Source organism: Nonomuraea coxensis DSM 45129 (assembly GCF_019397265.1).
Classification (GTDB): domain Bacteria; phylum Actinomycetota; class Actinomycetes; order Streptosporangiales; family Streptosporangiaceae; genus Nonomuraea; species Nonomuraea coxensis.
This window is the reverse complement of the sequence record NZ_CP068985.1, coordinates 8,815,496-8,841,429: the sequence shown is the minus strand read 5'-3', so window position 1 is coordinate 8,841,429 and position 25,934 is coordinate 8,815,496. Positions and strand designations below refer to the sequence as shown.

Below are 25,934 nucleotides of genomic sequence, written 5' to 3'. Positions count from 1 at the left end.
ATCATTTTCTGCTGAACAGAAGTCTGTCCGCCCGACGACTACGCTTCCCCGTCAACCGGTGCCGCATGACTGGAACGTCCAGCAGGCGGGCACCCGCCACCCAAGGAGAACCCGAGGTGTTCGAACCGGCCCCCGACCCGGACCCGGCCGGCCTCGGCCCGCTGCGCCAGGAGATCGCCGAAGGCTGCCGGGTCCTCGCCGCGCGGCGGCTGGCCCCCGGCGTTCTCGGCCACATCAGCGTGCGCGTCGACGCCGCACGCCTGCTGATCCGGTGCCGCGGCCCGCATGAGCGAGGTCTGGCGTACACGACCGCCGAGGACGTCAGACTCGTCGACCCGGCCGGCCGGCCGGGCGCCGAGGGCGAACTGGCCGGCGGGCACACGGCGCCGTACGAACTGCCCCTGCACGCCCGGATCCTGGAACGCCGGCCGGACGTCGCGTGCGTCGTGCACGCGCACCCCCGCGACGTCGTCGTCGCCGACCTCGCGGGGCTGCCGATCCTGCCCGTCGTCGGCGCCTACGACATCCCCGGCGCCGCCCTGGCGGCCGCCGGCGTTCCCGTATACCCGCGTGCCGCGCTCATCCACACGCCCGGTCTCGCGGACGAGGTCGCCGACGCGCTCGGCCGGCGCAACGCGGTGGTCATGCGCGGCCACGGCCTGACCACCGTCGGCGCCTCGGTGGCCGAGGCCGTGCTGCGGGCCGCCTCCGTCCAGGCCATCGCGTCGATCTCGCTCGCCGTCGCCGCCGCCGGCGGCACCCCGCGGGCCATCCCCGACGAGGACCTGGCCGAGCTGCCGAACCTCGGCTCCGGCCTCAACCTCGGGGCGGCCTGGCGCCACGAACTCGCCCGACTCCACGAGGGAGAACTGCCGTGAACCGACCACCGACCAGCCCGTCGAGCAACATCGGCGACGGCGACCTGACCGTCACCAACATCCTGCGCCACGGCTCGACCTGGCACGCCGGGCGGTCGGTCAGGACGGTCCGCGACGACGCGTCCGAGCTGAGCTACGGCGACCTGGCCGGGCAGGTCGCGGCCCTCGCGCACGGCCTGCGCTCCCTGGGCGTCCGGGACGGCTCCGTCGTCGGCTCGCTGATGTGGAACACCCGCGAGCACCTCGAGGCGTACTTCGCGGTCCCGGCCATGGGCGCCCTGCTGCACACGATCAATCCGAGACTGTCGGTGGAACAGCTGATCTTCACGATCAACCACGCCGCCGACGAGGTGATCGTCGCCGACGCGTCGCTCCTCGGCCAGCTGGCCGAGATCGCCGACCGCCTGCCCACGGTGCGCACGGTCATCGTGGCCGGGACGTACCAGGAAGGCGCACTGGACGCCTGGCCGGGGCAGGCGCTGCGGTACGACGAGGTCGTCGCCGGGCAGCCGACCACCTACGCGTGGCCGGAGATCCACGAGAAAACCGCCGCGACGCTCTGCTTCACCACCGGAACCACCGGCGACCCCAAGGGAATCGCCTACAGCCACCGGTCGATCTGGATCCACGCGATGTCGCTGTGCACGGCCAACGCCCTCGCGCTGAGCTCGCGGGACCACGGCTACATCATCACGCCGATGTTCCACGCCAACGCGTGGGGCTACCCGTACGCGACCTTCTGGGCCGGCGGCGACCTGCTCCTGTGCAATCGCTGGGTCGACCCGGCGACGGTGGTCGAGGCGGTCCAGCGCCACCGGCCGACGTTCTCCAACGGCGTGCCCACCGTGTGGAACGAGATCCTGGACTACGTCGATGCCGACCCGGCGCGTGACCTGGGGACGCTCGACCGCGTCGCGCTCGGTGGTGCGCCCATCCCGAGGAAGCTGCGTACCGGGCTCAAGGAGCGCTACGGCGTGGAGGCGCTGCAGGGCTGGGGCATGACCGAGACCTCGCCGCTGGTCACCCTCAACCGCCCGCCGCGAGCCGAGGAGGACACCGATCCGGATCGCCGCGCCGACAACCAGGGGAGGGTCCTGGCCGGCGTCGACATCCGCCTCGTCCAGCCCGACACCGGCGAGACCCTGGCCGCCGACGGACGCGCTGTCGGCGAGTTCGAGCTGCGCGGACCCTGGGTCGCCGACTCGTACCACCACGCCGATGCCGGAGAGAAGTTCCGCGACGGCTGGCTGCGTACCGGAGACGTCGGCACGCTCGACCCGCTCGGGTACGTGACCCTCACCGACCGGGCCAAGGACGTCATCAAGTCCGGCGGCGAATGGATCTCCTCGACGGAGCTGGAACTCGCGGTCGCCCAGCATCCCGACGTCCGTCAGGCGGCGGTGATCGGCGTGCCCGACGAGCGCTGGGACGAGCGCCCCTGCGTCCTCGTCGTGATGCGGGACGGCGCGCGGACGACCCTCGCGGACCTGCGCGACGCGCTGCTCGGCACGGTGCCCAAATGGTGGGTCCCGGAGCGCTGGGTGCTGGCCGACGAGCTGCCGATGACCAGCGTCGGCAAGTTCGACAAGAAGCGCATGCGGGCGATCTACGCGGAGGGGAAGCTGGACGTCCGGCGTCTTTGACCGAACCGCGGGAGGGGGCCCGTCCGGTTGCGGACGGGCCCCCTCCGGGCGTCAGGCCCCGGAGACGGGCAGCCGCTCGCCGATCCACCGCGCGATGACGTCGGCGACCCTCTCGCGGGCCCCCGGCGGGTTCTCGAAGTAGTGGTCGCCGGGCAGGTCGAGCCGTTGCTTGTCGTCGCTGGCGATGGCGGCGTACAGCCCGTCGGCGTCGCTCGGGTACACGCCCGCGTCCGCGTCCGGGTTGATGACGATCGCGGGCACCTTCACCTTGGCGAGATGCTCCTCGGCCCGGCACTGCGACTCGGTCAGGCTCCACATGCCCAGCCAGTTGCGCAGCGACGTCTCGTGGCCCAGTCCCCGGCCCGAGCGGTTCGCCACGGCCGGCTCGCCCCGGTAGCAGGCGTTGTCCGGGCGGTTGGACGGGTCCAGGGACGAGTCGACCATGCGCGGGTCGGCCCACACCCGCTGCACGCTGAACGGGCGGTCCTGGAAGCCCAGCCCCTGGATCCTGGCCAGCTCGGCCTTGGCCCACGCGGTGATGCGGTGGTTGCGCTCGACCTGCGCGGCGCGGTAGCGGGCCAGGAACTCCGCCGAGTACGGGGGGCCGTTGTCCGGGTTGAACAGGTCGAGCTCCGGGTCGGTCAGCGTCGGGTCGTGCTCGTCGACGACCGCCGCGTCCATCCATGCGGTGATCACCTCAGGCCGGCCGAGGTGCGCGGCGAGCGACACGTACGCGTCGCCGGGGATCAGCTCGTCCACGCCGGGCGCCGGCGGCATGCCGATTCCCGGGCGCACACACGGCTCGACGGCCTGCGCGTGGTAGGCCGCCATGAGGGACCCGCCCCCGGAGTTGCCGAGCAGGACCACGTGCTCGACCCCGGCGTCCTTGAGCCAGCGCACGCCGACGCCGATGTCCACCAGGGCCCGGTCGAGGACGAACTCCGACTCGTAGCCCCGGTAGCGCGTGTTCCAGCCCAGGAATCCGATGCCGCGCGCGGCCATGTACTCGGCGAGGTAGTGCTCGGAGAAGTCGATCTGGTAGTGGGTGGCGATCATCGCGACGCGCGGGCGTGCGCCTTCGGGCGCGTAGTAGACGCCCTGGCACGGCATGCCGCCCGCGCCGGCCCGCCGAGCGCCGGGAGATTCGCTGCTGACGAAGGTCTTGCTGATCATCGGGGAGAGACCGCCTTATGGTTCAGTCGTGCATACCTGGTGGGGGTGCGATACAGCAGCCCGGCCCGGCGAGGGCGTCCGGATGCGGTGCCGCGTTCGGGGTCGGTCATGAGCGTCCAGCCTCCTGCGGCGGTGAGGTGCTGAGACGCTAATCCGGACCGGTCCGTCCGTCAAGAGTGAGCGCTCGCTAAGTTGACCGCTCCACGACTGGACACCCGGCACGACGTCCCTCCACGCTCGACCCGGCGAACGCCAAGTGCTGCCGCCAGGAAGTCCCTCGGGGATTCACGGACCAAGACTGACCGTGCTTCAGCATCAGGTGTCGTCGATGCTGGTCCAGTAGGTGGCCGAACCCCCATGGCGCAGCCGCGTCAGGGGCAGCCGGCCGCCGTCGGCGAGCTGTCCTCCGGCAGGTGCTCTCGGAGATGCCCGCAGGCTTGGCGGACTGCATCGTCACCAGCCCACCCCATTGGGGGCTGCGGCACTGTTGCGAGGGCCAGTACAGCCAGGAGCCCACGATCGAGGCGTACGTGGAGACGCTGCGTTCGACCCTCGCCAAGGTCCGCCGGGTCCTGGCCGACGACGGCACCCGCTGGCTCAACCTGCGCGTTCGACCTGGACCCGATCCGCGAGCCGTACACCGGAGACCGCCCGATCAGCAGGAGGTCCCGCGCGGGCGGCAACAAGCCGAACAGCATCACGGCCGGCCGGCCGCCGCCCGGCAAGCACGGCATGACCGGCAAGGACGCGGCAGGCCCTCGCCACGGCGCGGCAACGCGGCCCACGGGCGAGCGGCACGCCGCCTGCCACTCCGACGGTCGCAACCCCGGGGTCGTCTGGTCGATCCTCACCCGCCCGCTGCGGGCGTGCTCGGTGAGCTGCGGAACCCGAACCGCGGGTTCGACGCCCTCGTGGTCGGCGAGCCTCAGTTCGCGTTCTGCGGTACAGCCGACACCGCTCCGGTATCGCATGGTCCACATCCGCGGTTCGAGCGATCCTTCTCAACCCGCGCTACACGGGTCGTCAGGTCTGGAACAAGCAGCACAAGCAGGAAGAACTTCTGGACGTCAACGACATCACCCAGGGGCACGTCACCAAGCTTCGGAGGCGGTCGTCCATGAGCCGCTCATCGATACTGAGACGTTCAAGAAGGCGCAGGCGCTGCTGTCGGCCAGCGGGCGGCCGGCGAACCGGCGCAAGCCCCGCAGCATGCCGCGCTCCTACGTCCTGCGCCACCTGCTCCACACAAGATGGATGCTACTAAAGGAGTACGGAAAGCAGTGGGAGAAAGCTACTCTAGGACAGGTGATGGCGGAACTTATGAACCCGTCAAGGGCTATACATCTTGCTGCCGCCTACCAAATTCGTGAACTGGCTGGAACTAGGGGCCCCGACAATAAAGACGGACGGACATAAAGCTTATGAGCGAAAGCTGGGGTTGGATTACTATTTGAAGCCAGGTGGCATCGCTGAAGAATACTGGGACTGCACGAGGTAAGGAGGGGGGCAAATGCCCCTGGAGAGGTGCTCGCGGCGACCGGGAAGCGTAATGCTTCTTCTTGTTGAGGCGCATCGGAGTCTCTGCTTAGTCATGGCGATCTGCATCCTTGTGGTTTCAGTGACCAGTGGATGCGCTGGCTGGTTCAATCGCAGCAGACACGTCGATCCCGTCATTCTGGAGCAAGTGCGCGGAATTGGTGCGGTAAGAGGCGAGAGGGTGCTTTCAAGTGACATCGACGGTACGATGGAGATAACGAACGTCTTCGTCATCGATGTCGAGGGCGAAAGCCCTTCCGGCGCACTCGATAAAGCCATCGATGCTCTGACTGCAAGAAAATGGTCCATCATGATCGAAAAGAGGCCGATACGTGTCCAGATGAAATCTCTGAATCGGGATACCGTGCATCTCACGGTAGCCCCATTCGATAAAATCTACCTCGAGACTGCACCGGAGCTTCGAGGTATGATAGACGGCAGCGATCCAGGGGCAAAGAATTTCGTTATAGTTGATGTATATGATACCGCGTGATTCACGGCGAAGCCTGGGTCGAGAACTGATGTCCGAGCTAGTACGACAGCCGCCATTTGCTGTGTGAGATGACATAGCCTCGGAGAGCAGACCCAGTTGCCGCTCCCGTGCCTTCTGAACCGGGGCCTATGGGGCACTGCGGGCGCGATGAGCACGTCAGCCGCCTCGCCGTCGCCCGGCTCGATGCCACCGCCCGGCTGGGCAACCTGAGCGTCGGCGTGCTGGACGATTGCCGGCCAGGAGAAGGGCACGGCCACGGCAGGCGTCGAACCACGACCTGCGCGACATCTGCAACGCCATCGCGGTGGTGATCGGGGAGCCGCAGCGGGCGTTCTACGGCAACCAGTACAGCCTGACGTTCCCGTTGTTCGAGCACTTCGGGGTGCCGCTGTGGGTGCCCGAGGTCGGCGGGCCGATCGATCCGGCGAACGAGGCCCACGACATGATCATGGGTGTCTTCGGCGGGTTGTCGAAGGGCGAGCGGAACCGGATCAAGATCCTGGTACGGGCGGCGATGGCGGCAATCACGGTCACAGAGGGCAGGTTCTTGGGCGGGCGTCCGCCGTACGGGTACACGCTCCAGGACGCCGGTCCGCACCCGAACCCCGGCAAGGCCGCTGACGGCCGGAGACTGCGGCGGCTGGCGGCTGATCCGGTCACCTCGCGGGTGGTGCGGTGGATCTACAGCGAGTTCCTCAAGGGGCGCGGCTATCTGGACATCGCCGAGGACCTGACGCTGCAGGGCGTCTTGTCGCCGTCGGCCAGCGACCCGGACAGGAACAAGCACAGGGACCAGCGGGCCTGGTCGAAGTACGCCGTCCGGGTGATCCTCACCAACCCGCGCTACACCGGCCACCAGGTGTGGAACAAGCAGCGCAAGGACGAAGTCCTGTTGGACGTCGAGAACGTCGCTCTGGGGACGACGACCAAGCAGCGCTGGAACGCCAAGGATCAGTGGATCTGGTCGGAGCACCCCGTGCATGACGCGATCGTGAGTGTCGAGGTGTACCAGCGCGTCCAGGAGATCCTTGCCAAGCGGGCGCGCGGCCAGTTCAGCCACCGTCCGCATCCGACTCTTCGCCCGTACGCGTTCCGCGGAGTGCTTTTCTGCGGGTACTGCGAGCGTCGGATGCAGGGCAGCTGGAACAACCGGCAGGCGTACTATCGGTGCCGCTTCCCAGCTCAGTACGCCATCACCAACCAGCTGGACCATCCGAAGGTCGTATACCTGCGGGAGGCGGAGATCCTGGATGAGGTGGATGGCTGGCTGGGGACCGCGTTCGGGCCGGACAGGCTGGAACACGTGATCGCGGCGATGGCCGAGCAGGCGATTGATCCGAACGAGGCCGCGTTGATCGATCTGCGTAAACGCCTGGCGAAGTGTGACCGAAAGCTCAACCAGTACCGTTCCGCGCTCGACGCGGGAGGTGACCCGATCGAGATCTCCTCGTGGATCAACGAGACCAAGAGCGAGCGTGCTCGACTGGAGGGGGAGCTGAAGGCGGTTCCTGCCGCGCAGCGCATCACCGTCGCCGAGATCAGATCGATGATCGAGGAGGTCGGCGACCTGGTGCGGCTCGTCGGGGAGGCCGACGCAGACGACAAGGCCAGCCTCTACACGCAGCTCGGCCTGAAGCTCACGTACTACCCGGAAAAGCAGTATGTGGAGGCCCGGATTGCTCCGGAACCCCCACATGTGCGATCGGTGTGTGTCCGAGGGGGGACTTGAACCCCCATGCCCATCACTGGGCACTAGCACCTCAAGCTAGCGCGTCTGCCTATTCCGCCACCCGGACTTGGTGCCTGCACGTGGGACCGTCATCCCGCGTCGGCTCCGTAAGGTTAGCAAACTCTGAGGAGTGCGTCATACCAAGTATCGGGCCAGTCTTCCGGGACCCCTCGGACGAGGCCCGGGATGGGGTGGGCTGGAACTCCTGATGGGGGTCTCGTGACGCAGGGGTGGCGGGGTTGGGGGGATTGGTAGGAGTACGTCCGTTCAGGGGTTTGGGGGATTCCTGGGTTCCCGTTGAAAAGTGCTTGCGGCGACTTTGCGTGCTGCTACGGTTACGGATCGTTGAGGGGTGAGTCCACGGCCGGCCTCACGATTCAAGTGGGGCCGGTTCTGGAGTTCGGGAGGTCTTGTGGCAGGCACGGCGGCACGGCGGTCGGGGGAGATGTCCCTCGCTGCGTGCCGTGCGCGCGTGTCCGCTTCCCCGGGACAGAACGCGAACGTCGGCCGGAGTCACCGGATGGCGCGGTTCGCGGCCGGTGCCCGTCGGCTCGTCGTGCGAGCGGCCTCGATCGGCGTCCTGGTGGCCGCCGGCTGGCTGCTCGCTGTTCTGTTCGGCATGCTCACCGCCGCTCCGGCGGCCGCGGACTCCACCGCGGCGACAGGGGCGAAGGCGGCGGCAGGGACCTCCGCCCCGGCGGAGGCCGAGACCGGCTCCACCCAGCTTCCCGCCCTCGTGGGCTCCGGCGGCTTCTCGGCGTCCGACGACGCCGAGGCCATGGCCGGGCGCACCGTGGCGGGGCTCAACAGCCAGCAGGATCCTGGCCTGCCCTCACCGTCCACCGCCGGTTCGATCCTCGACGGCACCAACGGCTTGGTGCCCAACGGCGGTGGCAGCGGCCCCTACGGGCCCGTCGCCGGGGATGTCGCGCGGTCGTCTCTCGACCCGCGGCTGCAGGCGCGGCGCGTTCCCATCGCGTACGTGCTGCCCCCCGTCGTCCGCACAGCGGCGGACGACCCTTCCTTCTCTCCTGACTGATCCCCGCCCGGACCCCGGCCGGCGGATTCAGCGGCGCGATCGCGCCCCGGCCGGGCCTCTCCGGCACCGATGACCGGTACGTCATGGCGGAGCGTGGCCTGATCCCCTCCGCCTGCGGGTGACACGTCAGTTCTCCCGATTCGCGAATCCCGAGGTCCCGCTGTGCGTGGCCTTCGTCACCACGGCCTCGGGACGCCCGCGATCCGTTCAGGTATCCCCCCAAACCACCTAGGAGCATTCATCATGCGTACGTGGGCCAAGGCAACGACCCCTGCCGCCCTGCTGGCCGTGGCGGTCATGTCGTTCGCCGGCAGCGGCACCGCGGTCGCCGACACCTCCGGCGACGCCTCCGTTCTCGGCGGCAACCAGGTCGACCTGCCCATCTCCCTGCCGATCGACATCAGCGGCAACTCGGTCGCCGCGATCGGCGCCGCCCAGGCCGCCTCGCAAGGCGGCGCGACCGCCGTCGAGGGCCGCGGGAACGGCATCCCCAACCGCACCTCCGGCAACGCCTCGGTGGGCGGCGGCAACCAGATCAACGTGCCCATCACCGCCCCCGTCAACGCCTGCGGCAACGCGGTCTCGCTGATCGGCGTGTCCGACGCGGGCTGCAAGGGCGGCGCGACCGCCCGCACCCAGGGCCGTGGCGGCGCGGGCGGCAACCGCACCTCGGGCAACGCGTCCGTGCTCGGCGGCAACCAGGTCACCGCGCCCATCACCGCCCCGATCAACGTCTGCGGCAACGCGATCGCGATCTTCGGCGCCGCCACGGCGGGCTGCAAGGGCGGGGCCGAGGTGCACAACACCGGCAGGGGCGCGGGCGGCAACCGCACCTCGGGCAACGCCTCGGTGCTCGGCGGCAACCAGGTCGTCGCGCCGATCTCCGTGCCGATCAACGTCTGCGGCAACGCGGTCGCCGCGGTCGGCCGGGCGTTCGCCGCCTGCCGGGGCGGCTCGTCGGTGCACAACGGCGGCGGGGGCGGCGGCGCCTACCAGACTTCGCGTCACGTTCCCGCGCCCCGTTCGTCCGGCAACGACACCGACGGCCGGTTCGGCGTCGGCAGCGGCAACCAGGTGATCGCGCCGATCGCCGCCCCGGTCGACGCCTGCGGCAACGCCGTCGGCAACGCGGTCGCGGGCTGCGTCGGCGGGGCGACGGTCCACCGGAGCGGTGGCGGCGTGGGCGGCAACCGTACGTCCGGGCGGGCCGGCGTGCTGAGCGGCAACCAGGTCGTCGCTCCGGTCGCGGCCCCGGTCAACGTCTGCGGCAACGCGGCGGCGGTGATCGGGCACGCGTTCGCCGGCTGCAAGGGCGGGGCGACGGTCCACCAGGGCGGTCGTGGCGCGGGTGGCAACCGTACGTCCGGGCAGGCGGGCGTCGGGTCGGGCAACCAGGTGGTCGCGCCGATCGCGGCCCCGATCGACGTGTGCGGCAACGCGGCCGCGCTGCTCGGCGCCGCGGCGGCCCAGTGCAGGGGCGGCGCGAGCGTCGTGCCGCAGCACGGCGCGGGCGGCAACCGCACCTCCGGACGGGCCGGCGTTCTGGCCGGCAACCAGGTCGTGGCGCCGATCGCCGCGCCGGTCAACGTCTGCGGCAACGCCGTCGCCGTGCTGGGCGACGCCGCGGCCGGCTGCCTCGGCGGCGCCCAGGTCGGCCGCGGAGCGAACCGGATGGCCGGGGGCTTCGACCGGTTCGCCGGGGCCACCGGCAAGTTCAAGGCGGCCAACGGCGCGCTGCCGGCGGTCCAGGGGGCTCCGGCTCCGGGTGGCGCGGGCGGTGTGCAGGGGCTGCCGGTGCTGGGCGGGCTCCAGGGCGTTCCCGCGCTGAGCGGGCTGGGCGGGCTGCAGGGCATCCCGGCTCTGGGCGCGCTCCAGGGAGCCACCGGCGCTGCGGGCGCGCAGGCCGGTCCGGCCCCGCAGTCCGCCCCGGGTGCCCACAAGGCGCAGGGCGCCGAAGGGCCGAGCGTCGCACGGCCGGTGCGCGAGCTCGCCTCCGGTCAGGGGCTCGCCAAGCCGGTGGAGGGCCTGGCCTCGGGCCAGAGCGTCACCAAGCCGGTGCAGGACCTCGCGACCGGCGGCGGCGCCGCCGCACTCACCGGCGAGGTGCAGAGGGGCGCCGACGTCGCCACCTCGCTCCCGGTGGTCGAGGACGCCTCCCGTACGTTCGGCCTGCCGCAGCTCCCCGAGCTGCCCGGCCTGCCCGCCGAGGCGCAGGCCCCGGCCGCGCCGGTCGCGATCACCCCGGCCAAGCCCGGCAAGGCGGCCAGGTCCGTGATGTCGGGCAACGGTGACCGCCGTGGCCGTGGCGCCGGTGTTCCCGGCAACGGCCGTGTCGCGACCAGCCCGGCCCGCCCGTCCTCGCCGCTCCGCCCCGCGACCGACCTGGTCGGCTCCACCCCGATCGGCGGCGCTGTGGGCTCGGTCACCCGTGGCCTGCCGGTCGGCGACATCGGCCTGATGAGCGCCGCGCAGCCCGCCGGCGTGACGGGGATGAACTCCAGCTCGCTGCTGGCCCTGGCGCTCGGCGCCATGTTCGCCGCCTCGGCGACGATGTTCGCCACGGCTCGTCGGTTCCGGTTCGGCCGCAAGTAAGGAATCGAGTCAGGCCGTAAATAACGCATTCGCAGGGATCTTCGGCAGGATGGCCGCCGCTCACGATCCGTGAGCGAACGGCAGAAGACGCTTTGCCCGTTCCGGGGGCGTGGCCCGGGGCGGGCAAAGCCATGTCCGCGGGCGGGTGGGTGTGGTCAGAGCGTGCTGCGTACTCGGATGATCTTGCGGCGGAGCCGTACGTGGCGGCTGCCGTCGGGATGGACACGGACGCGCGCGAGCTCCCACTGGCCGTACTCTGCGTGTTCGGTCAGCAGCTGACGTGCTGCTTCGCGAGTGAGGTCGCGCGGAATGAAGATATCCATGTAGGAGTAGTCGAGCACAACGATTAGTCTCCAGGGTGAGTCAGGGCGCCATGCCGCTCGATGGGCCTTATTCTGCGTGCTTGCGGGTGGACCCGGAAGCTAGTGGGTAGCCCGGGGGAAGGAAATTTCCGCGAGTCGGGTTACCTTTCAGTCTGTGCCGACTCCCGGCAGGGGGATTTGCAAGCGAACAGTGAGGTAGGAAGCAGCGTGCCAGCCAACAACGGCAGCACCGGCGGAACACGCCTGGTGATCGTCGAGTCGCCCGCCAAGGCGAAGACGATCAAGGATTACCTCGGTGCTGGCTACATGGTCGAGTCCAGCATCGGACACATCCGCGATCTGCCGGAGAAGGCCGAGGACATCCCCGAGAAGTTCAAGGGCGCGCCGTGGGCGCGGCTGGGGGTCAATGTCGAGCACGACTTCGAGCCTCTCTACGTCGTCAACCCTGACAAGAGGGCGCAGGTCAACAAGCTGCGCCAGCTCCTCAAGGACGCCGACGAGCTCTACCTCGCCACTGACGAGGACCGCGAGGGCGAGGCCATCGCCTGGCACCTGCGCGAGGTGCTGAAGCCCAAGGTCCCCGTGCACCGCATGGTCTTCCACGAGATCACCCCGCAGGCCATCCGCGACGCCGTCGCCAACCCCCGCGATCTCAACCTGCGCCTGGTCGACGCCCAGGAGACCCGCCGCATCCTCGACCGGCTCTACGGCTACGAGGTCAGCCCCGTGCTGTGGAAGAAGGTCAAGCCGCGGCTGTCCGCCGGCCGGGTGCAGTCGGTCGCGACGCGGCTGGTGGTCGAGCGCGAGCGCGAGCGCATGGCGTTCACCTCCGCCCACTACTGGGACCTGCAGGCGCTGTTCGACACCGGCAGGGCCGAGGAGCGGCCGCGTGACTTCACCGCCACGCTGACCGGCGTCGACGGCCGGCGGGTGGCGCAGGGCCGCGACTTCGCCAGCACCGGGCAGCTCAAGACGGCCGACGTGCTGCACCTGTCGGAGCAGGCCGCGGGCGAGCTGGCGGGGCGGCTGCGCGGGTCGTCGTTCGCGGTCAGGTCCGTCGAGCGCAAGCCGTACACCCGCAAGCCGTACGCGCCGTTCCGGACCACCACGCTGCAGCAGGAGGCCAGCAGGAAGCTGGGCTTCTCGGCCAAGTACACGATGCAGGTGGCGCAGCGGCTCTACGAGAACGGCTTCATCACCTACATGCGTACCGACAGCATCACGCTGTCGGAGACGGCGGTCGCGGCGGCGCGGGCGCAGGCGATCCGCCTGTACGGCGCCCAGTACGTCCCGGACAAGCCGCGCGTCTACAGCAGCAAGGTCAAGAACGCGCAGGAGGCCCACGAGGCCATCCGCCCGTCGGGCGAGGAGTTCCGCACGCCCGGCGAGACCGGGCTGAGCGGCGACATGTTCCGCCTGTACGAGCTGATCTGGCAGCGTACGGTCTCGTCCCAGATGAAGGACGCGGTCGGCGAGTCGATCAGCGTCAAGGTGGGCGGCACCTCGGCGGCCGGCGAGGACGTCGAGTTCAGCGCCTCCGGCCGGACGATCACCTTCTACGGCTTCCTCAAGGCGTACGTCGAGGGCCACGACGACCCGTCGAGCGACCGCGACGACGCCGAGAAGCGCCTGCCCACCCTGGCCGAGGGCGACGCGCTCAGCGTGAGCAGGCTCGACGTGGCCGGTCACTCGACCAAGCCGCCGGCCCGCTACACCGAGGCGTCGCTGGTCAAGGAGCTGGAGGACCGCGAGATCGGGCGGCCCTCGACGTACGCCTCGATCATCGGCACCATCCTCGACCGCGGCTACGTGTTCAAGAAGGGGACGGCGCTGGTGCCGTCGTTCCTGGCGTTCGCCGTGGTCAACCTGCTGGAGCAGCATTTCGGCAACCTCGTCGACTACGACTTCACCGCCGAGATGGAGAAGGTGCTCGACGACATCGCCAACGACCGGGCCGAGCGGGTGCCGGAGCTGCAGCGCTTCTACTACGGCACCGACGGCGACGAGGGGCTGAAGGAGATGGTCTCCGACCTCGGCGACATCGACGCCAAGGAGATCAGCTCGTTCCCGGTCAAGGGCACGGACATCGTGCTGCGGGTCGGCCGCTACGGCCCCTATCTCGACCGGGACGGCGCCCGGGTCAACGTGCCTGAGGACATGACGCCCGACGAGCTGACCGCCGAGAAGGCCGAGGAGCTGTTCTCGCGGCCCACGGGCGACCGCGAGCTGGGGCGCGACCCGGTGACCGGGCACGTCGTCGTGGCCAAGGACGGGCGCTACGGGCCTTATGTCACCGAGATCCTGCCCGAGCCGGCCGAGGACGAGGCGCCGAAGAGGCGTACGAAGAAGGCCGACGCCCCGAAGCCGCGGACGAGCTCGCTGTTCAAGAGCATGTCGCTGGACACCATCACGCTCGACGACGCGCTCAGGCTCCTGTCCATCCCCCGGGTGGTCGGCGAGCTGGAGGGCGAGGAGGTCGTGGCGCACAACGGCAAGTTCGGCCCCTACCTGAAGAAGGGCACCGACTCGCGTTCGCTGGCGACCGAGGAGGACCTCCTCACGGTCACGATCGAGCAGGCCAAGGAGCTGTTCGCGCAGCCCAAGCAGCGCGGGCGGCGGGCCGCGGCGGCGGCGCTGCGCGAGCTGGGCGACGACCCCGTCTCGAAGAAGCCGGTGGTGGTCAAGGAGGGGCGGTTCGGGCCGTACGTGACCGACGGCGAGACCAACGCCTCCCTGCGCAAGGGCGACACGGTCGAGGACATCACGATCGAACGGGCCGCCGAGCTGCTGGCCGAGCGGCGTGAGCGGGCGCCCGCGCCGAAGAAGACCACGCGGAAGGCGCCGGCGAAGTCCGCCACGGCGAAGAAGACCACGACGGCGAAGACCACGACGGCCAAGGCCACCACGGCGAAGTCCACGGCGGCGAAGTCCGCCACCGCGAAGTCCGCGGCGGCGAAGAAGGCGCCGGCGGCGGCGAAGAAGTCCGCCGCGAAATCGTAAGTAGCATCACTTATGTGATTGTCCTGATCTTCGTCGGCCTCATCCTGCTGGCGCACTATTACCTGTGGTATCGGCTGGTGCGCTCGACGACGGTCCCCGGGCGGCTGCGTAAGGCGCTGACCTGGGGTGTCGTGGGGTTGATGCTGCTGGTCGTGGCGACGTTCGTCGGGACGCGGTCGGACTTCGGGACGTGGCTGGCCTGGCCGGGCTATCTGTGGCTGGCTCTGCTGTTCTACCTGTTCGTGTTCCTCGCGGTGCTGGAGATCCCGCGGGCGGTGGCGGCGGTGTGGCTGCGCCGGGCCGGGCGGCGGCGCGCGCCGGCGCCCGAGCCCGTGGCGGTGCTCGCGAGCACGCCGGTGCCGGACGACGTGGCGGCTGGCCTCCCCGACGTGGCCCCTGACCCTGGGGAGGCGTCGCCCGCCGCCTTGAGCAGGCGCCTGTTCCTCGGGCGCGCAACCGCGGCCGTCGCCGGGGCAGGCGCGGCGGCGACGGTGGGGTACGGCGTGTCGAGCGCGCTCGGCGACCCCGTCATCGAGCCGGTGCGGGTCACGCTGCCGAAGCTGGACCCGCGGCTGAGCGGGCTGCGGTTCGCCGTGGTGAGCGACATCCACCTCGGGCCGCTCACCGGCCGGTCGCACACCGAGCGCATCGTCCGCATGATCAACGGGCTGGAGGCCGACGTCGTCGCCATCGTCGGCGACCTGGTGGACGGCTCGGTCGCCCGGCTCGGCCCGCTGGCCCGGCCGCTGAAGGACCTGGAGTCGCGGTACGGGGCCTATTTCGTGACCGGCAACCACGAGTATTTCTCCCCCGGCGGCTTCGCCGAGTGGCTGGACGAGCTGGGTGAGCTGGGCGTGCGCCCGCTGCGCAACGAGCGGGTGGAGATCGCCCACCAGGGGGCGGTGCTCGACCTCGCGGGGGTCAACGACCTCGGCGGCGCCACGCAGGGCGACGGCCCGGACTTCGCGAAGGCCCTCGGCGGGCGGACCCCCGGCAGGTCCACCGTGCTGCTGGCCCACCAGCCCGTGCAGGTGACGGAAGCCGCCCGGCACGGTGTGGACCTGCAGCTCTCCGGGCACACGCACGGCGGGCAGATCGTGCCCTTCAACCTCGTGGTGGGCCTGCAGCAGCCGGTCGTGTCGGGCCTGGCCACCGTGGACGGGGTGCAGGTCTACACGACCAGGGGCGCGGGCTTCTGGGGGCCGCCGGTGCGGGTCGGCGCGCCGCCGGAGATCACGATGGTGGAGCTGCGAGCCTGACGTAAGGTAATCGGGTGGTCACGAGAGGCCATCATGCCGTAGTATCCGTACGGATACAAGAAGAGGGGTGAGCATGGTGTCCTCGGCGATGGAGGCGGCGCTTGCCGCCGACGTCGCGGCCTGGGCCGAGCGCGGCGGGCTGCTGTTCCGGCAGGCCAGGCAGGCGGCGAGCATGAACCAGTCGGCGCTGGCCGGGCTGAGCGGCACGTCCAGGACGACGCTGTCGGCCTACGAGCACGGCAGGAAGTCGCCGACGCTGGAGACCGCGGGCCGCATCCTCGACGCGGCGGGGTTCCGGCTGGTGCTGGAGCCGAAGGTGGAGTTCGCCGCGCGGGAGACCGGCGACGGGCGCAGCTTCCACGTGCCCAGCAGGCTGGGGCGGCTGCCGGTGGCGGTGGCGCTCGGCGTGGCCAGGCTGCGCGGGCGCGACTACGACTTGGCCGACCGGGGGGAGCGGCGGGCGGCGTACGCGCTGTTGCTGCGCGAGGGCACGGCGCAGGAGGTGCGCGATCACGTCGACGGCGTGCTGCTGGCCGACCTGTGGAACGAATTGGATCTACCACCCGATATCCACGCGGAGTGGTTGCCAGTGGTGGAAGAAGCTCGATATGGGGCCGGAGTTGTCCATTGACGTCGTTCTCGCAGACCCGTTCGCGATGGGTGGCCTGCGCCCCGGTGCCCGGGCGTAATACTCTCGGCGAGCCGCCGGGCCCATCCCGCCGGTCGCCAGTCCATCCGCCCCTGGCCCACACCTGGATACGCTGAGAAGATGACTGCACCTGGCCGACGCCCCCGCGCTCACGTGCTGGCCAACGCGCCGTTCCGACGGCTCTGGACGGCCATGTCGGTGTGCAGTCTGGGCGACTGGCTCAACCTCCTCGCGCTGACCGCCCTGGCCGCCCACCTCACCAGCGGCGACGACTACCGCGTGCAGTCGCTGGCCGTCGGCGGTGTCTTCATCGCCAAGATGCTGCCCGCCGTGCTGCTCGGGCCGCTGGCGGGCGTGTTCGCAGACCGGTTCGACCGGCGGCTGACCATGGTCGCGGCCGACCTCGCCCGCTTCGCCGTGGTGCTGTCGATCCCGCTGGTCGGCAGCTACCAGTGGATCATCATCGCGACCGTCCTCGTCGAGTGCGTCAACCTCTTCTGGGTGCCGGCCAAGGACGCCACCGTGCCCAACCTGGTGCCGAAGGCGGAGCTGGAGGCGGCCAACCGGCTCAACCTGCTGGTCACCTACGGCACCGCGCCGGTCGCGGCCATGTTGTTCGCGGCGCTGTCGGTGGCGGGCGACCTGGTCGCAGGGGTCGCGCCGGCCCTGAGCGGGCCCGACCTCGCGCTGATCGTCAACGCCTGCGCCTACCTGGTGTCGGCGTTCCTGATCTTCACGTTGCGCGACATCCCCAAGCGTGACGGCGGGGTCTCCACGCCCTCCATGCTCAAGCAGATCGTGGAGGGCTGGCGCTTCGTCGGCCGCGACCGGCTGGTCCGCGGGCTGATCATCGGCATGCTGGGGGCGTTCGCCGCGGGCGGGGCCGTGGTGGGCGTGGCCAAGATCTACGTCGGCACGCTCGGCGGCGGCGACGCGGCCTACGGCGTGGTGTTCGGGGCGGTCTTCGTCGGCATGGCGCTCGGCATCTTCTTCGGGCTGCGGCTGCTGCGCGAGCTGTCGCGGCGGCGGCTGTTCGGGCTCTCCATCACGGTCGCCGGGCTGGTGCTGGTGGCGATCGCGCTGGTGCACAACCTCGTCATCGTGGTCATGCTGACCGTGCTGCTCGGCGGGTGCGCGGGCATCGCCTGGATCATCGGCTACACGCTCATCGGGCTGGAGGTCGAGGACGGGCTGCGCGGCCGGACGTTCGCGTTCCTGCAGTCCACGGCGCGGGTGACGCTGCTGCTCGTGGTGGCCGCGGCGAGCCCGCTCGCGGCGCTGTTCGGCGAGCACGAGCTGGCGCTCGGCGCGGTCGGCTACCGCTTCGACGGCACGAGCCTCGTGATGGTGATCGGCGGTGTGCTCGCCATGACCGTCGGCCTGCTCGCGCTGCGCCACATGGACGACCGCAAGGGCGTGCCGCTGGCGGCCGACCTCATCGCCGCCGTGCGGGGCGACCGGTTCCCCGCCGAGGGGTCCGAGCAGGTGCCGGGGCTGTTCGTGGCCTTCGAGGGCGGCGAGGGATCGGGCAAGACCACCCAGTCCCGTACGATCGGGATCTGGCTGCGCGACCAGGGCTACGACGTCGTGCAGACGCGCGAGCCCGGCTCCACCAAGGTCGGCATGCGGCTGCGCGCCATCCTGCTCGACGCGGCCGAGAAGGGGCTGTCGGCGCGGGCGGAGGCGCTGCTCTACGCCGCCGACCGGGCCGAGCATGTGGAGAAGGTGATCCGCCCCGCGCTCCACCGGGGCTCGCTGGTGATCACCGACCGCTACGTCGACTCGTCGCTGGCCTACCAGGGGGCCGGGCGGGCCCTCGCGCCCGACGACGTCTCCAAGATCAACGCCTGGGCGACCGGCGGCCTCGTGCCGCACCTGACCGTGCTCATCGACACCCCGCCCGAGGTGGGCCTGACCCGGCTCGGCGGCGCGGTCGACCGCATCGAGGCCGAGCCGCTGGAGTTCCACGAGCGGGTGCGCAAGGAGTTCCGCAAGCTCGCCGCCGCCGCGCCCGAGCGCTACCTCGTCGTCGACGGCACCCAGCCGATGGACGAGATCACCCGCCAGATCCAGGACCGCATCCACGAGCTCCTGCCCGACCCGGTGCCCCGGGAGTCCGAGGACATCACCGGCACGATGCCCGCCATCCGCGACTAACCTTGCCTCGTGACCGTCTTCGATGACCTCGTGGGCCAGGACCAGGCCGTCGCGGTGCTGTCGCGGGCCGCGACGGCGGCCGGGGAGGTCGTCGCGGGCGGGCGCGGCGCGGGCATGACGCACGCCTGGCTGTTCACCGGCCCTCCCGGCGCCGGCCGCGAGGACGCCGCCCGCGCCTTCGCCGCCGCGCTGCTCTGCCCCGACGCCGGCTGCGGCCACTGCGACCAGTGCCACCAGGTGCTCATCGGCTCCCACCCCGACCTGGAGGCCGTACGTCCCGAGGGGCTGTCCTACAGCGTCAAGCAGACCCGCGAGCTCATCCTGCGCGCGGCCGGGGCGCCGACGCAGGGCCGGTGGCGGGTCATCCTGTTCGAGGACGCCGACCGGGCCACCGAGTCGGCCGCGAACGCGCTGCTCAAGGCCATCGAGGAGCCGCCGCCCCGTACGGTGTGGCTGCTCTGCTCGCCCGCCCCCGACGACCTGATGATCACCATCCGGTCCCGCTGCCGCCTCGTGACGCTCACGACGCCCGGCACGGAGGCGGTCGCCCGGGTGCTCTCCACCCGTGACGGGGTGCCGTGGGAGACGGCCGCGTTCGCCGCCCGCGCCGCTCAGGGGCACATCAGCCGGGCGCGGGCGCTCGCCCTGGACGACGCTGCCCGGCAGCGGCGCGAGGCCGTGCTGGGCATCCCACGCTCGCTCACCGGGGTGGGGGAGTGCGTCTCGGCCGCCGAGCGCCTGGTGAAGACCGCCGAGGAGGAGGCCGCCGCCGCGACGGCCGCGCTCAACGACAACGAGACCGCCGAGCTGCGCAGGATCTACGGCGAGGGCTCCACGGGCAAGGGGCTCAACCGCGGCCTCGTACGGGGCGGCGCCGGCGCGCTGAAGGAGCTGGAGGACCGGCAGAAGTCGCGGGCGACCCGGATCAAGCGCGACTCGCTGGACGCCGCGCTGCTGGAGCTGGTGTCGTTCTACCGCGACGTGCTCGCCGTGCAGTTCGGCGCGGGCGTCGAGCTGGCCAACGACGACCTGCGCTTCGATCTCGACCAGCTCGCGAAGAAGTCCACGCCCGAGGAGACATTGCGCAGGATCGATGCGATCATGCAATGTCGTGAGCGGCTGGCGGCGAACGTCAACCCGCAGATCGCGGTCGAGGCGATGATGCTGGCGCTGCGCTGATCGCGTCACATCCTTTTCTGGAGGGCTGGGCTCATGCGTGCGGTGTTGCGAGGGTTGCTGGGTGTCGCTCTGGTGGCGTCGGCGGTTGTCGCGGTGAGCTCCCCGGCCGCCGCCGCTGCCGGCGACGCCGAGTGGGAGATCCGCGTCTTCATGTGCTCCTCCCCGTCCTTGCTCGACTGCAGGAAGCGCACGGCCACGGGCGCGGAGAAGCGGGCGGTTCGCACGCTGCTGGAGGGCATGCCGGAGGTGGAGGAGGTGCGGTTCGTCGATCGGGCCGGCATGTATGCGAGCTTCCGGCGCGACTTCGCCGCGAACAAGCCCCTGCTGCGGCAGGTCACGGCGAAGGACCTGTCCGAGACGTTCGTCCTCCGGGTGAAGGAGGGCGTCGACCGGGACAGCGTGACGCGGGCCGTCCGTGGGCGACCGGGCGTGTCCTCGGTCGTGGACGCGGCCGACTGGCAGCGGGATGCGCTGTCCCGGTTGACGCCCGACTGGGACGGGAACATCGTCCTGTGCGCCGCCGGCTCGCCCATGGTTTCGTGCGCCAAGGGCAGGGGCAAGGCGAACCAGAAGGCGGCGACGGCCCGGGAGCGGGCCGCCATGGCGACGGCGCTCGCGAAGGATCCCGCGGTCCTGTCGTACGTGTTCGAGGATCAGCGCACCGCGTACGAGAACTTCAAGGACGACTTGGCCGGCAACGACGCCATGCTCTCCGCCATCAGGATGACGGACATGCCGGAGTCGTACCTACTGACTTGCGGCCCGATGCCGACTGGAACACCGTGACCAACCGGATGGCGCGGATGCCGGGAGTCAGCTGGGCGTCCAACACCAGGTGCTCCGAGACGGTCGGCAAGCTGGCGAGGGAGTACGGCCTCCTGGACTACAGCGCTCTCGCCGTGGACGGTTCTCCCGACGCCTGCACGCCCGGAACCGGCTGACCTCCCGAGCAGCAGACGGGCCCGCCGGGCGTCTCTGATACGTGGAAGTCGAACTACTCACCCAACAAGAGGCCCTGGCGCGGCAGCGGGTCGACGTGGCGTCGATCTTCGCCGAGCACCACGTGGGCCTCGTCCGGCTGGCCCTCATCATGGTGGGCGACCGGGCGACCGCCGAGGACGTCGTCCAGGAGGCGTTCACCCGCACCCACGCCGGCCGGGGGCGGCTGCGTGACGCCGACAAGGCGCTGGCGTACGTCCGGTCGGCGGTGCGCGAGCTCCCCCGCAGGCAGCGCGAGGCGCTGACCCTGCGCTACTACTTCGACCTCGCCGACCAGGAGATCGCCGACACCATGGGGGTGGGCGCGAGCACGGTGAGGTCCACGATCGCGCGAGGGCTGGCCGCCCTCGCCAGGGCACTCGGGGAGGACGCATGAACAGCTCCTTGACCACGAGAGCGCTGGTCGAGCACATGATGACGGTCATGTCGGCCTTGGCGGCCGAGCGCAAGCCTGACGGGTCCGTGATCGTCAAGGAGGGAAAGGCGGCGACGAGTGCCCAGAAGGTCGCCATCGGGGAGCTGATCGGGGGCATGCCCGAGGTGCAGTCGTACACGTTCGAGGATCAGCGGGCGGCGTACGACGACTTCAGCCGCGAGTTCGCCTCGAACCAGACCTTGCTGAAGGCCACCAAGGTGTCGGACATGCCGGAATCGTTCAGAGTGCTCCTGAAGCAGGGGAACGACTGGGCGACGCCGGTCGCGACGCTGAGACGTCAGCCCGGCGTGGCCGGCGTCTTCTACGTCCCCTGCCAGAAGGACACGCTGCTCGCCCTCAGCCGTTACGGGGTGCGCCCGCCGGAGGACAAGGTGTGCTCGCCCGGCAGCTGATCACTACCGCCCCCTGACTTTCCGCTTACCTGCCCACGTAATGTGGGCAGGAAGGCCGGAAAGACCTAGGCGTCAGGAGGCGAGCGCGAGCCCATGGGAATGATCATGGCCGTGAGCTTCACCCGCTACGGGAGGCTCTACTACCTCGACCCCGGCGGGCACAGCCCGAAGGTGGGTGACAAGGTGCTCGTACCGACCGATTCGGGCCCCGAGGTGGCGGAGTGCGTCTGGGCGCCCCAATACACCAGCGAGGACATCGACGGCCTGCCGGTCTGCGCCGGCCTGGCCGGCGAGGAACACCTGACCCGCGACGAGACCAACAAGCGCCGCAGGGCCGAGGCGAGAAGCGTGTCGAAACGCCTGATCAAGCGGCACAGCCTACCCATGAAGGTGGTCGGCATCGACTACCTCGACCAGGACAACGTCTACACCGTCTACTTCTCGGCCCCGCACCGCGTCGACTTCCGCGCGCTGGTCCGCGACCTGGCCCGCAACCTGCGCGCCCGGGTCGAGCTCCGCCAGATCGGCCCCAGGGACGAGGCCCGCCTCCAGGGCGGCATCGGCCCCTGCGGCCGCGACCTGTGCTGCGCCACCTTCCTCAAGGACTTCGAACCGGTCTCCGTCCGCATGGCCAAGGACCAGGATCTCCCGGTCAACCCGCTCCGCATCGCCGGCGCCTGCGGCCGCCTGATGTGCTGCCTCAAGTACGAGCACCCGCTCTACCAGGAGTTCCGCGCCTCAGCGCCGCGCGTCGGCACGAGCGTGGAAACCCCGGAGGGCGCCGGCACGGTGGTGGGCCACAATGTGCCGTCGGACTCGGTGGTGGTCCGGCTGGCGGACGGGGGGCGGCGCTGCTCCTGCTCGAAGGCCAGCGTGTGCTCGCCCCGCAAGCAGCACGACGCGATGTACGGCGACGGGCCCGCGCCCTCGTAGGGGGCGCACGTTCTGTCCGGAGGCGCGCGGTTGTGGGGGGAGCGAGGAGTGTCCGGGCTCCTGTAGACTTTTCACGCTGCACACGGCACCCGCCGCCTTAGCTCAGTCGGCCAGAGCACTTCACTCGTAATGAAGGGGTCTGGGGTTCGAATCCCCAAGGCGGCTCCCAGCTCAAAGGCCCTCCCGGTTCCTCCGAGAGGGCCTTTTGCGTGGGCGTACAGCAGCTCCGTACAGCAACCGCCTCTGTCATGGACAGGTCAGACCAGTTCAGTGGCGGGATCAACTGGACATGCCCGATGCCGGCGGGAGGGCGAGGGCTGGCGTCCTTGCTGGCCGAAAACCGGCTGGCATGCACCGATCGTGACGCTCCCCGCTGGGGCGTGCCGTCCTACAGGGCGCGAACCGTCGTATCTCACAGGAGAGAATGTCCGGCATGGATCTACGCTTGGACTTGCTTCCCCCGGCTGTGCCCAAGGAACTCGTGGAGCAAATCGGCGTTGAGATCGACCGGATCGCGCGACTCATGGAGGAAGGCAGGATGCCGGAGGCGCGCCAGGCTGTGGCCACGTTCAACGAGCAGACCGGCCACAGCTACGAGCCGCGACATTTCGCCGCGTACTGGGAGTCAGAAGATCTGGAGGACGTCGCCAGGAACGCCGCCCGCCCGACCCCGGCGAAGGTACCGGATATCACCCGGGCAGAACTGACAGAAATCGTTCGCCGGATCGTGGCAGCCGACCCGGAGAGCGACTACTACATGGCGCTGCTCGAGGCCAACGTGCCGCACCCGGAGGTCAGCAACCTGATCTTCTGGCCTCCGCAAGAACTGCGAGACGCCACCCCGGAGGAGATCGTCGAAGCCGCTCTTCGTTACCGCCCGATCCCCTTATGAAACCGATCGACCAAGACGGACAGCGGCCAGCTAGATCATGCCAGTTAGCGGGCTGATGGAATGCCCGCCTTGGCCGCGAACTCTGCGGTGAAGATGACCATGACGTCATCGGTACCGAGATGGTAGACCTCGCCTGGCGGCCAATCCGCCGGTCGCCCGACGGCGATCCAGACTGCCTTCTCCCGCGCGCACAATCGGATCGCGTGTGGCACCCGGATGCTGTGCTCAAGGTCTTCGCACCAGGAATGTCGGCGCAGGTCAGCTTGCTGCGGGCCAGAACTGCAGTCGGTAGGTCTCCAACCCTTTGGGAGGTCGTCCCCTGGAGTAACGGGCACCGGGGCCAGGGCGGGCGCTTGCGCGAACGAGCCAGCTGCGAGCTTGATCACACAAGTCAATGATCTTGCCGGAGGAGTGCCCGTGAACTCCGACGATCTTCAGCTTGCCCGAGCTGGAGTAGAACTCTGCCGTCTCGCTTCTGCTCCACTGGTCGCTGTCGTCGGGTGGTGGGCCGTCCCAGCGCTCAACTGTAATGCCGACCCTGTGCCAGGCATCGGCCTGGCTGCTGATGATGGCGGCATTCGCGGTGGCCAGGAACCAGTTGGTCATGCTCGACCGGTTCGCGATGTCCCAAAGATCCTCGGCCCCCTCGGGCTGTCCGTTGGCTCCGTCAAGGTCCATGACCATGAACTGGCCTGAATAGATCGTGACCGTGTCCGACAAACGTTTGATCAGACGGGACATCGACGTCCTTGAGCGGCGAGGAGAGGAGGGGAGATAGATGCTATCTCGAAGTGATCATCTGGTGTTGCGTTTCGTGAGCACCCTGGAAGAACCCCAGGCAGCCGAGGAACAGCGATCGAAGCACGACTAGTAGCCCCCGGGGTGGGAGACGCCCCGATTTTTTGTCTCTTCGGGGAGAGGAAATAGTGCCAGGCCGACAACTATGCGAACACTCCGCTGGTTCGTACGGTGCGTTGAGCGGCACGTTCCCGGACTTCTGGCGAGGGGTTTCTATGGGGCTGAAGGCGCTGGTCATTCGGTGGGTCGAGGAGTGGGCGGAGCGCGAGCTCGATGCCAAGGTAGAAGCGAGGCTCCAGGCGTGGGCAGGAGCAGAGCTTAAGGAACAAACCGGCGCGCACTTCGACGCCAAATTCCGGAAGCAGTACGACGCCTTGCCTAAGGCGGACCTTAAGGAGCTTCTCGACGCGTACTTCGACGCAAGAGCCGACGACTTCATCGAGAACAAGTTCGACAATCGGTTCTTCACCTGGGCGGACCTGTGGGCAGACAAGCACCTCACGCCGCGGCTCGACACTCACTTCGACGGCCGGCTCAACGGGCAGCTCGACCATCTCGTGCAGGCGCGTGTTGCCAACCGGATCGACGACCGCATCGACCGGCGGATCCAGCAGTGGCTCAATGCGACCCGAACGCAGACGCCTGAAGTAGTGCTGCCCACGGCGCCCGACCTGCCAGCAGCGGAACACGCGAAAGATACCGCCCCGTCTCCCGGGCCGGCAGAGACGCCTTTGGCGGACACCCTGGTTACGGCTGCCGAGTTGGCGGAGCTCCTGCGCGCGGCCGGGCTCAAGGCACGCCGCGTGCGCGCGCTCCTGAAGGGACACGAGGCCGTCAAGGGGCGCACCTACAGGTACCGGCTCGGTGATGCGGCGGCGCGGATCCTGCTGCGGCAGCGCAGGAAGGGGCGGGGGGGTGGGAGCGGGCGTCGGAAGCCAATGCGGTGAGGTCGTGAGGTGGCGCGGGACAGCCGCTGATCGTCGTCGGAGGACCCACGTGCGATCACGGAAATGTGCTGCGAGTGCGCCGCAGCCGATGTGGGCCCGCTGACACGGGAGCGCAGTCGAGATCAACAGACGTCATCCTCGCGGCACCTGACGGCACCGGATGGCATTCGATGAGCGGGAGCGGTACGTCCCACCCGGGATGCCATCGAAGGGGACAGTTGGCCGAGATTCGGAGTGGGCTTCCAATACGGGGTTAATGTCGGCGTGGCTCGGTGTCTGGATAAGGGTTGGCGTGCTGGACGCGCAGATTGGCAAACTGGGCGTCGTTGGTCTTGAGCTACGCAATTACCCGGCACTGCGCGGGCCGCAGGATGGACCGTACGCGTGTCCATGCTGCCGGTACGTGACCCTGGGCGAGCGTGGCGGCTTCGAGATCTGCCCGGTGTGCCTCTGGGAGGACGACGGCGCCAGGACGATCCGGATGCCGATGTTGTGCTGGGCGGCCCGAACGGTCGCTTGAGCCTGACTCAGGCGCGTCGCAACTTCCTCGTATTCGGAGCATGCGAGGAAAGCATGCGCCGTCACGTCCGGCCGCCTTCTCCTAAGGAGCGTCCGCCGAACTGACGGCCGTGTGTTGGTCCGTAGAAAGAATGCTGTACAGCAACCAGTACAGCAACGCCAACTTACACCGCCTGATCGTCCCGTACGGCGTCACACGGGTTGAGCACTGGCGTCGGCCCTCGGCCACAGACCTCCGCTTCACTCGTAATTAAGGGGGCTGGGGTTCGAATCCCCAAGCGGGCTCCCAGTTTAAAGGCCGTCCTGGATGATCCAGGAGAGCCTTTTGCTGACGCCCTTGCTAACAGGAGCCGTCTGGCGTCGACCGA

At 69.7% G+C, this 25,934-nt stretch carries 24 protein-coding genes, 2 tRNA genes and 1 pseudogene; 23 read left to right on the top strand and 4 right to left on the bottom strand.

Annotated features, from left to right (window positions below; translation table 11 throughout):
* Positions 1 to 116: 116 nt before the first annotated feature.
* Positions 117 to 878 carry a 3,4-dihydroxyphthalate decarboxylase gene (phtC, locus tag Nocox_RS41460; RefSeq protein WP_020540899.1) on the top strand — a complete coding sequence of 254 codons (762 nt, stop codon included), beginning with the start codon at positions 117 to 119 and terminating at the stop codon, positions 876 to 878.
* The gene (locus tag Nocox_RS41455; protein WP_020540898.1) at positions 875 to 2,521 is read left to right on the top strand and encodes a long-chain fatty acid--CoA ligase; all 1,647 of its coding nucleotides are present in this window, start codon (positions 875 to 877) and stop codon (positions 2,519 to 2,521) included. The genes phtC and Nocox_RS41455 overlap by 4 nt, the downstream gene beginning before the upstream one ends.
* 51 nt (positions 2,522 to 2,572) lie before the next feature.
* Here the strand turns inward: Nocox_RS41455 and Nocox_RS41450 are convergent, their stop codons facing one another.
* Positions 2,573 to 3,694: an alpha/beta hydrolase gene (locus tag Nocox_RS41450; RefSeq protein ID WP_020540897.1), complete on the bottom strand. Its 1,122-nt coding sequence runs from the start codon at positions 3,692 to 3,694 to the stop codon at positions 2,573 to 2,575.
* 425 nt (positions 3,695 to 4,119) lie between these two features.
* On the opposite strand from Nocox_RS41450, the pseudogene Nocox_RS44355 reads away from it, so the two are divergent.
* From Nocox_RS44355 to Nocox_RS41435, 4 genes and pseudogenes are all read left to right on the top strand, one after another.
* Positions 4,120 to 4,239, top strand: a pseudogene (locus Nocox_RS44355) (site-specific DNA-methyltransferase); the annotation flags it as partial.
* Positions 4,240 to 4,631: 392 nt separating this feature from the next.
* Positions 4,632 to 4,958, top strand: a complete 327-nt coding sequence (locus tag Nocox_RS44350; RefSeq protein ID WP_084685290.1) for a recombinase family protein — start codon at positions 4,632 to 4,634, stop codon at positions 4,956 to 4,958.
* Positions 4,959 to 5,285: 327 nt separating this feature from the next.
* Positions 5,286 to 5,723 carry a hypothetical protein gene (locus Nocox_RS41440; RefSeq protein WP_157382794.1) on the top strand — a complete coding sequence of 146 codons (438 nt, stop codon included), beginning with the start codon at positions 5,286 to 5,288 and terminating at the stop codon, positions 5,721 to 5,723.
* 229 nt (positions 5,724 to 5,952) lie between these two features.
* The gene (locus Nocox_RS41435; protein ID WP_157382793.1) at positions 5,953 to 7,452 is read left to right on the top strand and encodes a recombinase family protein; all 1,500 of its coding nucleotides are present in this window, start codon (positions 5,953 to 5,955) and stop codon (positions 7,450 to 7,452) included.
* Here Nocox_RS41435 and Nocox_RS41430 read toward each other — a convergent pair.
* A tRNA-Leu gene (locus Nocox_RS41430) sits at positions 7,434 to 7,519 on the bottom strand. The genes Nocox_RS41435 and Nocox_RS41430 overlap by 19 nt on opposite strands.
* Before the next feature lie 453 nt (positions 7,520 to 7,972).
* On the opposite strand from Nocox_RS41430, the gene Nocox_RS41425 reads away from it, so the two are divergent.
* The gene (locus tag Nocox_RS41425) at positions 7,973 to 8,491 is read left to right on the top strand and encodes a hypothetical protein (RefSeq protein WP_020540895.1); all 519 of its coding nucleotides are present in this window, start codon (positions 7,973 to 7,975) and stop codon (positions 8,489 to 8,491) included.
* Positions 8,492 to 8,734: 243 nt separating this feature from the next.
* On the top strand, positions 8,735 to 11,083 hold the full coding sequence (locus tag Nocox_RS41420; RefSeq protein ID WP_020540894.1) for a chaplin family protein: 2,349 nt from the start codon (positions 8,735 to 8,737) through the stop codon (positions 11,081 to 11,083).
* Between the two features lie 155 nt (positions 11,084 to 11,238).
* Here Nocox_RS41420 and Nocox_RS41415 read toward each other — a convergent pair whose 3' ends face one another.
* The gene (locus tag Nocox_RS41415) at positions 11,239 to 11,424 is read right to left on the bottom strand and encodes a DUF5703 family protein (RefSeq protein WP_020540893.1); all 186 of its coding nucleotides are present in this window, start codon (positions 11,422 to 11,424) and stop codon (positions 11,239 to 11,241) included.
* Between the two features lie 189 nt (positions 11,425 to 11,613).
* Between Nocox_RS41415 and topA the strand changes: the two genes are divergently transcribed.
* The 12 genes from topA (at position 11,614) to Nocox_RS41355 (ending at position 23,302) form a co-directional block, all read left to right on the top strand.
* Positions 11,614 to 14,406, top strand: coding sequence for a type I DNA topoisomerase (topA, locus tag Nocox_RS41410; protein WP_020540892.1), 2,793 nt, complete (start codon positions 11,614 to 11,616; stop codon positions 14,404 to 14,406).
* Between the two features lie 14 nt (positions 14,407 to 14,420).
* Entirely contained in the window at positions 14,421 to 15,665 is a 1,245-nt protein-coding gene (locus Nocox_RS41405) for a metallophosphoesterase (protein WP_020540891.1), read from the top strand.
* Between the two features lie 73 nt (positions 15,666 to 15,738).
* Positions 15,739 to 16,296 (top strand): helix-turn-helix transcriptional regulator, encoded by a 558-nt coding sequence (locus tag Nocox_RS41400; RefSeq protein ID WP_246649935.1) that lies wholly within the window; start codon positions 15,739 to 15,741, stop codon positions 16,294 to 16,296.
* 138 nt (positions 16,297 to 16,434) lie between these two features.
* Positions 16,435 to 18,471 carry a dTMP kinase gene (gene tmk, locus Nocox_RS41395; protein WP_026213872.1) on the top strand — a complete coding sequence of 679 codons (2,037 nt, stop codon included), beginning with the start codon at positions 16,435 to 16,437 and terminating at the stop codon, positions 18,469 to 18,471.
* Between the two features lie 9 nt (positions 18,472 to 18,480).
* A complete protein-coding gene (locus Nocox_RS41390) occupies positions 18,481 to 19,650 on the top strand; it encodes a DNA polymerase III subunit delta' (RefSeq protein ID WP_020540888.1) in 1,170 nt (389 codons plus the stop codon).
* 72 nt (positions 19,651 to 19,722) lie between these two features.
* The gene (locus Nocox_RS41385) at positions 19,723 to 20,436 is read left to right on the top strand and encodes a permease-like cell division protein FtsX (RefSeq protein WP_157382792.1); all 714 of its coding nucleotides are present in this window, start codon (positions 19,723 to 19,725) and stop codon (positions 20,434 to 20,436) included.
* Entirely contained in the window at positions 20,433 to 20,591 is a 159-nt protein-coding gene (locus Nocox_RS41380; RefSeq protein ID WP_020540886.1) for a hypothetical protein, read from the top strand. The genes Nocox_RS41385 and Nocox_RS41380 overlap by 4 nt, the downstream gene beginning before the upstream one ends.
* Positions 20,592 to 20,632: 41 nt before the next feature.
* Positions 20,633 to 21,025: a sigma factor-like helix-turn-helix DNA-binding protein gene (locus Nocox_RS41375; protein WP_026213871.1), complete on the top strand. Its 393-nt coding sequence runs from the start codon at positions 20,633 to 20,635 to the stop codon at positions 21,023 to 21,025.
* A complete protein-coding gene (locus Nocox_RS41370) occupies positions 21,022 to 21,477 on the top strand; it encodes a permease-like cell division protein FtsX (protein WP_157382791.1) in 456 nt (151 codons plus the stop codon). The genes Nocox_RS41375 and Nocox_RS41370 overlap by 4 nt, the downstream gene beginning before the upstream one ends.
* A gap of 93 nt (positions 21,478 to 21,570) precedes the next feature.
* Entirely contained in the window at positions 21,571 to 22,410 is an 840-nt protein-coding gene (locus Nocox_RS41365) for a PSP1 domain-containing protein (RefSeq protein ID WP_211212521.1), read from the top strand.
* 91 nt (positions 22,411 to 22,501) lie between these two features.
* Positions 22,502 to 22,575: transfer RNA gene (locus Nocox_RS41360), tRNA-Thr, on the top strand.
* Between the two features lie 268 nt (positions 22,576 to 22,843).
* On the top strand, positions 22,844 to 23,302 hold the full coding sequence (locus Nocox_RS41355; RefSeq protein ID WP_211212520.1) for a bacteriocin immunity protein: 459 nt from the start codon (positions 22,844 to 22,846) through the stop codon (positions 23,300 to 23,302).
* 258 nt (positions 23,303 to 23,560) lie between these two features.
* On the opposite strand, the gene Nocox_RS41350 is transcribed toward Nocox_RS41355, so the two are convergent.
* Positions 23,561 to 24,043, bottom strand: coding sequence for a hypothetical protein (locus tag Nocox_RS41350; protein WP_020540881.1), 483 nt, complete (start codon positions 24,041 to 24,043; stop codon positions 23,561 to 23,563).
* Positions 24,044 to 24,315: 272 nt separating this feature from the next.
* On the opposite strand from Nocox_RS41350, the gene Nocox_RS41345 reads away from it, so the two are divergent.
* The 3 genes from Nocox_RS41345 (at position 24,316) to Nocox_RS44345 (ending at position 25,671) form a co-directional block, all read left to right on the top strand.
* Positions 24,316 to 25,047, top strand: a complete 732-nt coding sequence (locus tag Nocox_RS41345) for a hypothetical protein (RefSeq protein WP_020540880.1) — start codon at positions 24,316 to 24,318, stop codon at positions 25,045 to 25,047.
* A 403-nt stretch (positions 25,048 to 25,450) separates the two neighbouring features.
* A complete protein-coding gene (locus Nocox_RS43880) occupies positions 25,451 to 25,567 on the top strand; it encodes a CPCC family cysteine-rich protein (RefSeq protein ID WP_020540879.1) in 117 nt (38 codons plus the stop codon).
* Complete coding sequence (locus tag Nocox_RS44345; RefSeq protein WP_425517745.1) at positions 25,540 to 25,671, top strand: CPCC family cysteine-rich protein; 132 nt, start codon at positions 25,540 to 25,542, stop codon at positions 25,669 to 25,671. Before Nocox_RS43880 ends, Nocox_RS44345 begins: the two co-directional genes overlap by 28 nt.
* The last annotated feature ends 263 nt before the right edge of the window (positions 25,672 to 25,934 follow it).

Bases quoted from the DNA above. Each gene is read 5' to 3' on its own strand.
- Nocox_RS41450 (WP_020540897.1), bottom strand. From the start codon at position 3,694: ATGATCAGCAAGACCTTCGTCAGCAGCGAATCTCCCGGCGCTCGGCGG.
- tmk (WP_026213872.1), top strand. From the start codon at position 16,435: ATGACTGCACCTGGCCGACGCCCCCGCGCTCACGTGCTGGCCAACGCG.
- Nocox_RS41345 (WP_020540880.1), top strand. From the start codon at position 24,316: ATGGGGCTGAAGGCGCTGGTCATTCGGTGGGTCGAGGAGTGGGCGGAG.
- Nocox_RS41370 (WP_157382791.1), top strand. From the start codon at position 21,022: ATGAACAGCTCCTTGACCACGAGAGCGCTGGTCGAGCACATGATGACG.
- Nocox_RS41355 (WP_211212520.1), top strand. From the start codon at position 22,844: ATGGATCTACGCTTGGACTTGCTTCCCCCGGCTGTGCCCAAGGAACTC.
- Nocox_RS41350 (WP_020540881.1), bottom strand. From the start codon at position 24,043: ATGTCCCGTCTGATCAAACGTTTGTCGGACACGGTCACGATCTATTCA.
- Nocox_RS41420 (WP_020540894.1), top strand. From the start codon at position 8,735: ATGCGTACGTGGGCCAAGGCAACGACCCCTGCCGCCCTGCTGGCCGTG.
- Nocox_RS41425 (WP_020540895.1), top strand. From the start codon at position 7,973: ATGGCGCGGTTCGCGGCCGGTGCCCGTCGGCTCGTCGTGCGAGCGGCC.
- Nocox_RS41365 (WP_211212521.1), top strand. From the start codon at position 21,571: ATGGGAATGATCATGGCCGTGAGCTTCACCCGCTACGGGAGGCTCTAC.
- Nocox_RS41400 (WP_246649935.1), top strand. From the start codon at position 15,739: ATGGTGTCCTCGGCGATGGAGGCGGCGCTTGCCGCCGACGTCGCGGCC.
- Nocox_RS41440 (WP_157382794.1), top strand. From the start codon at position 5,286: ATGGCGATCTGCATCCTTGTGGTTTCAGTGACCAGTGGATGCGCTGGC.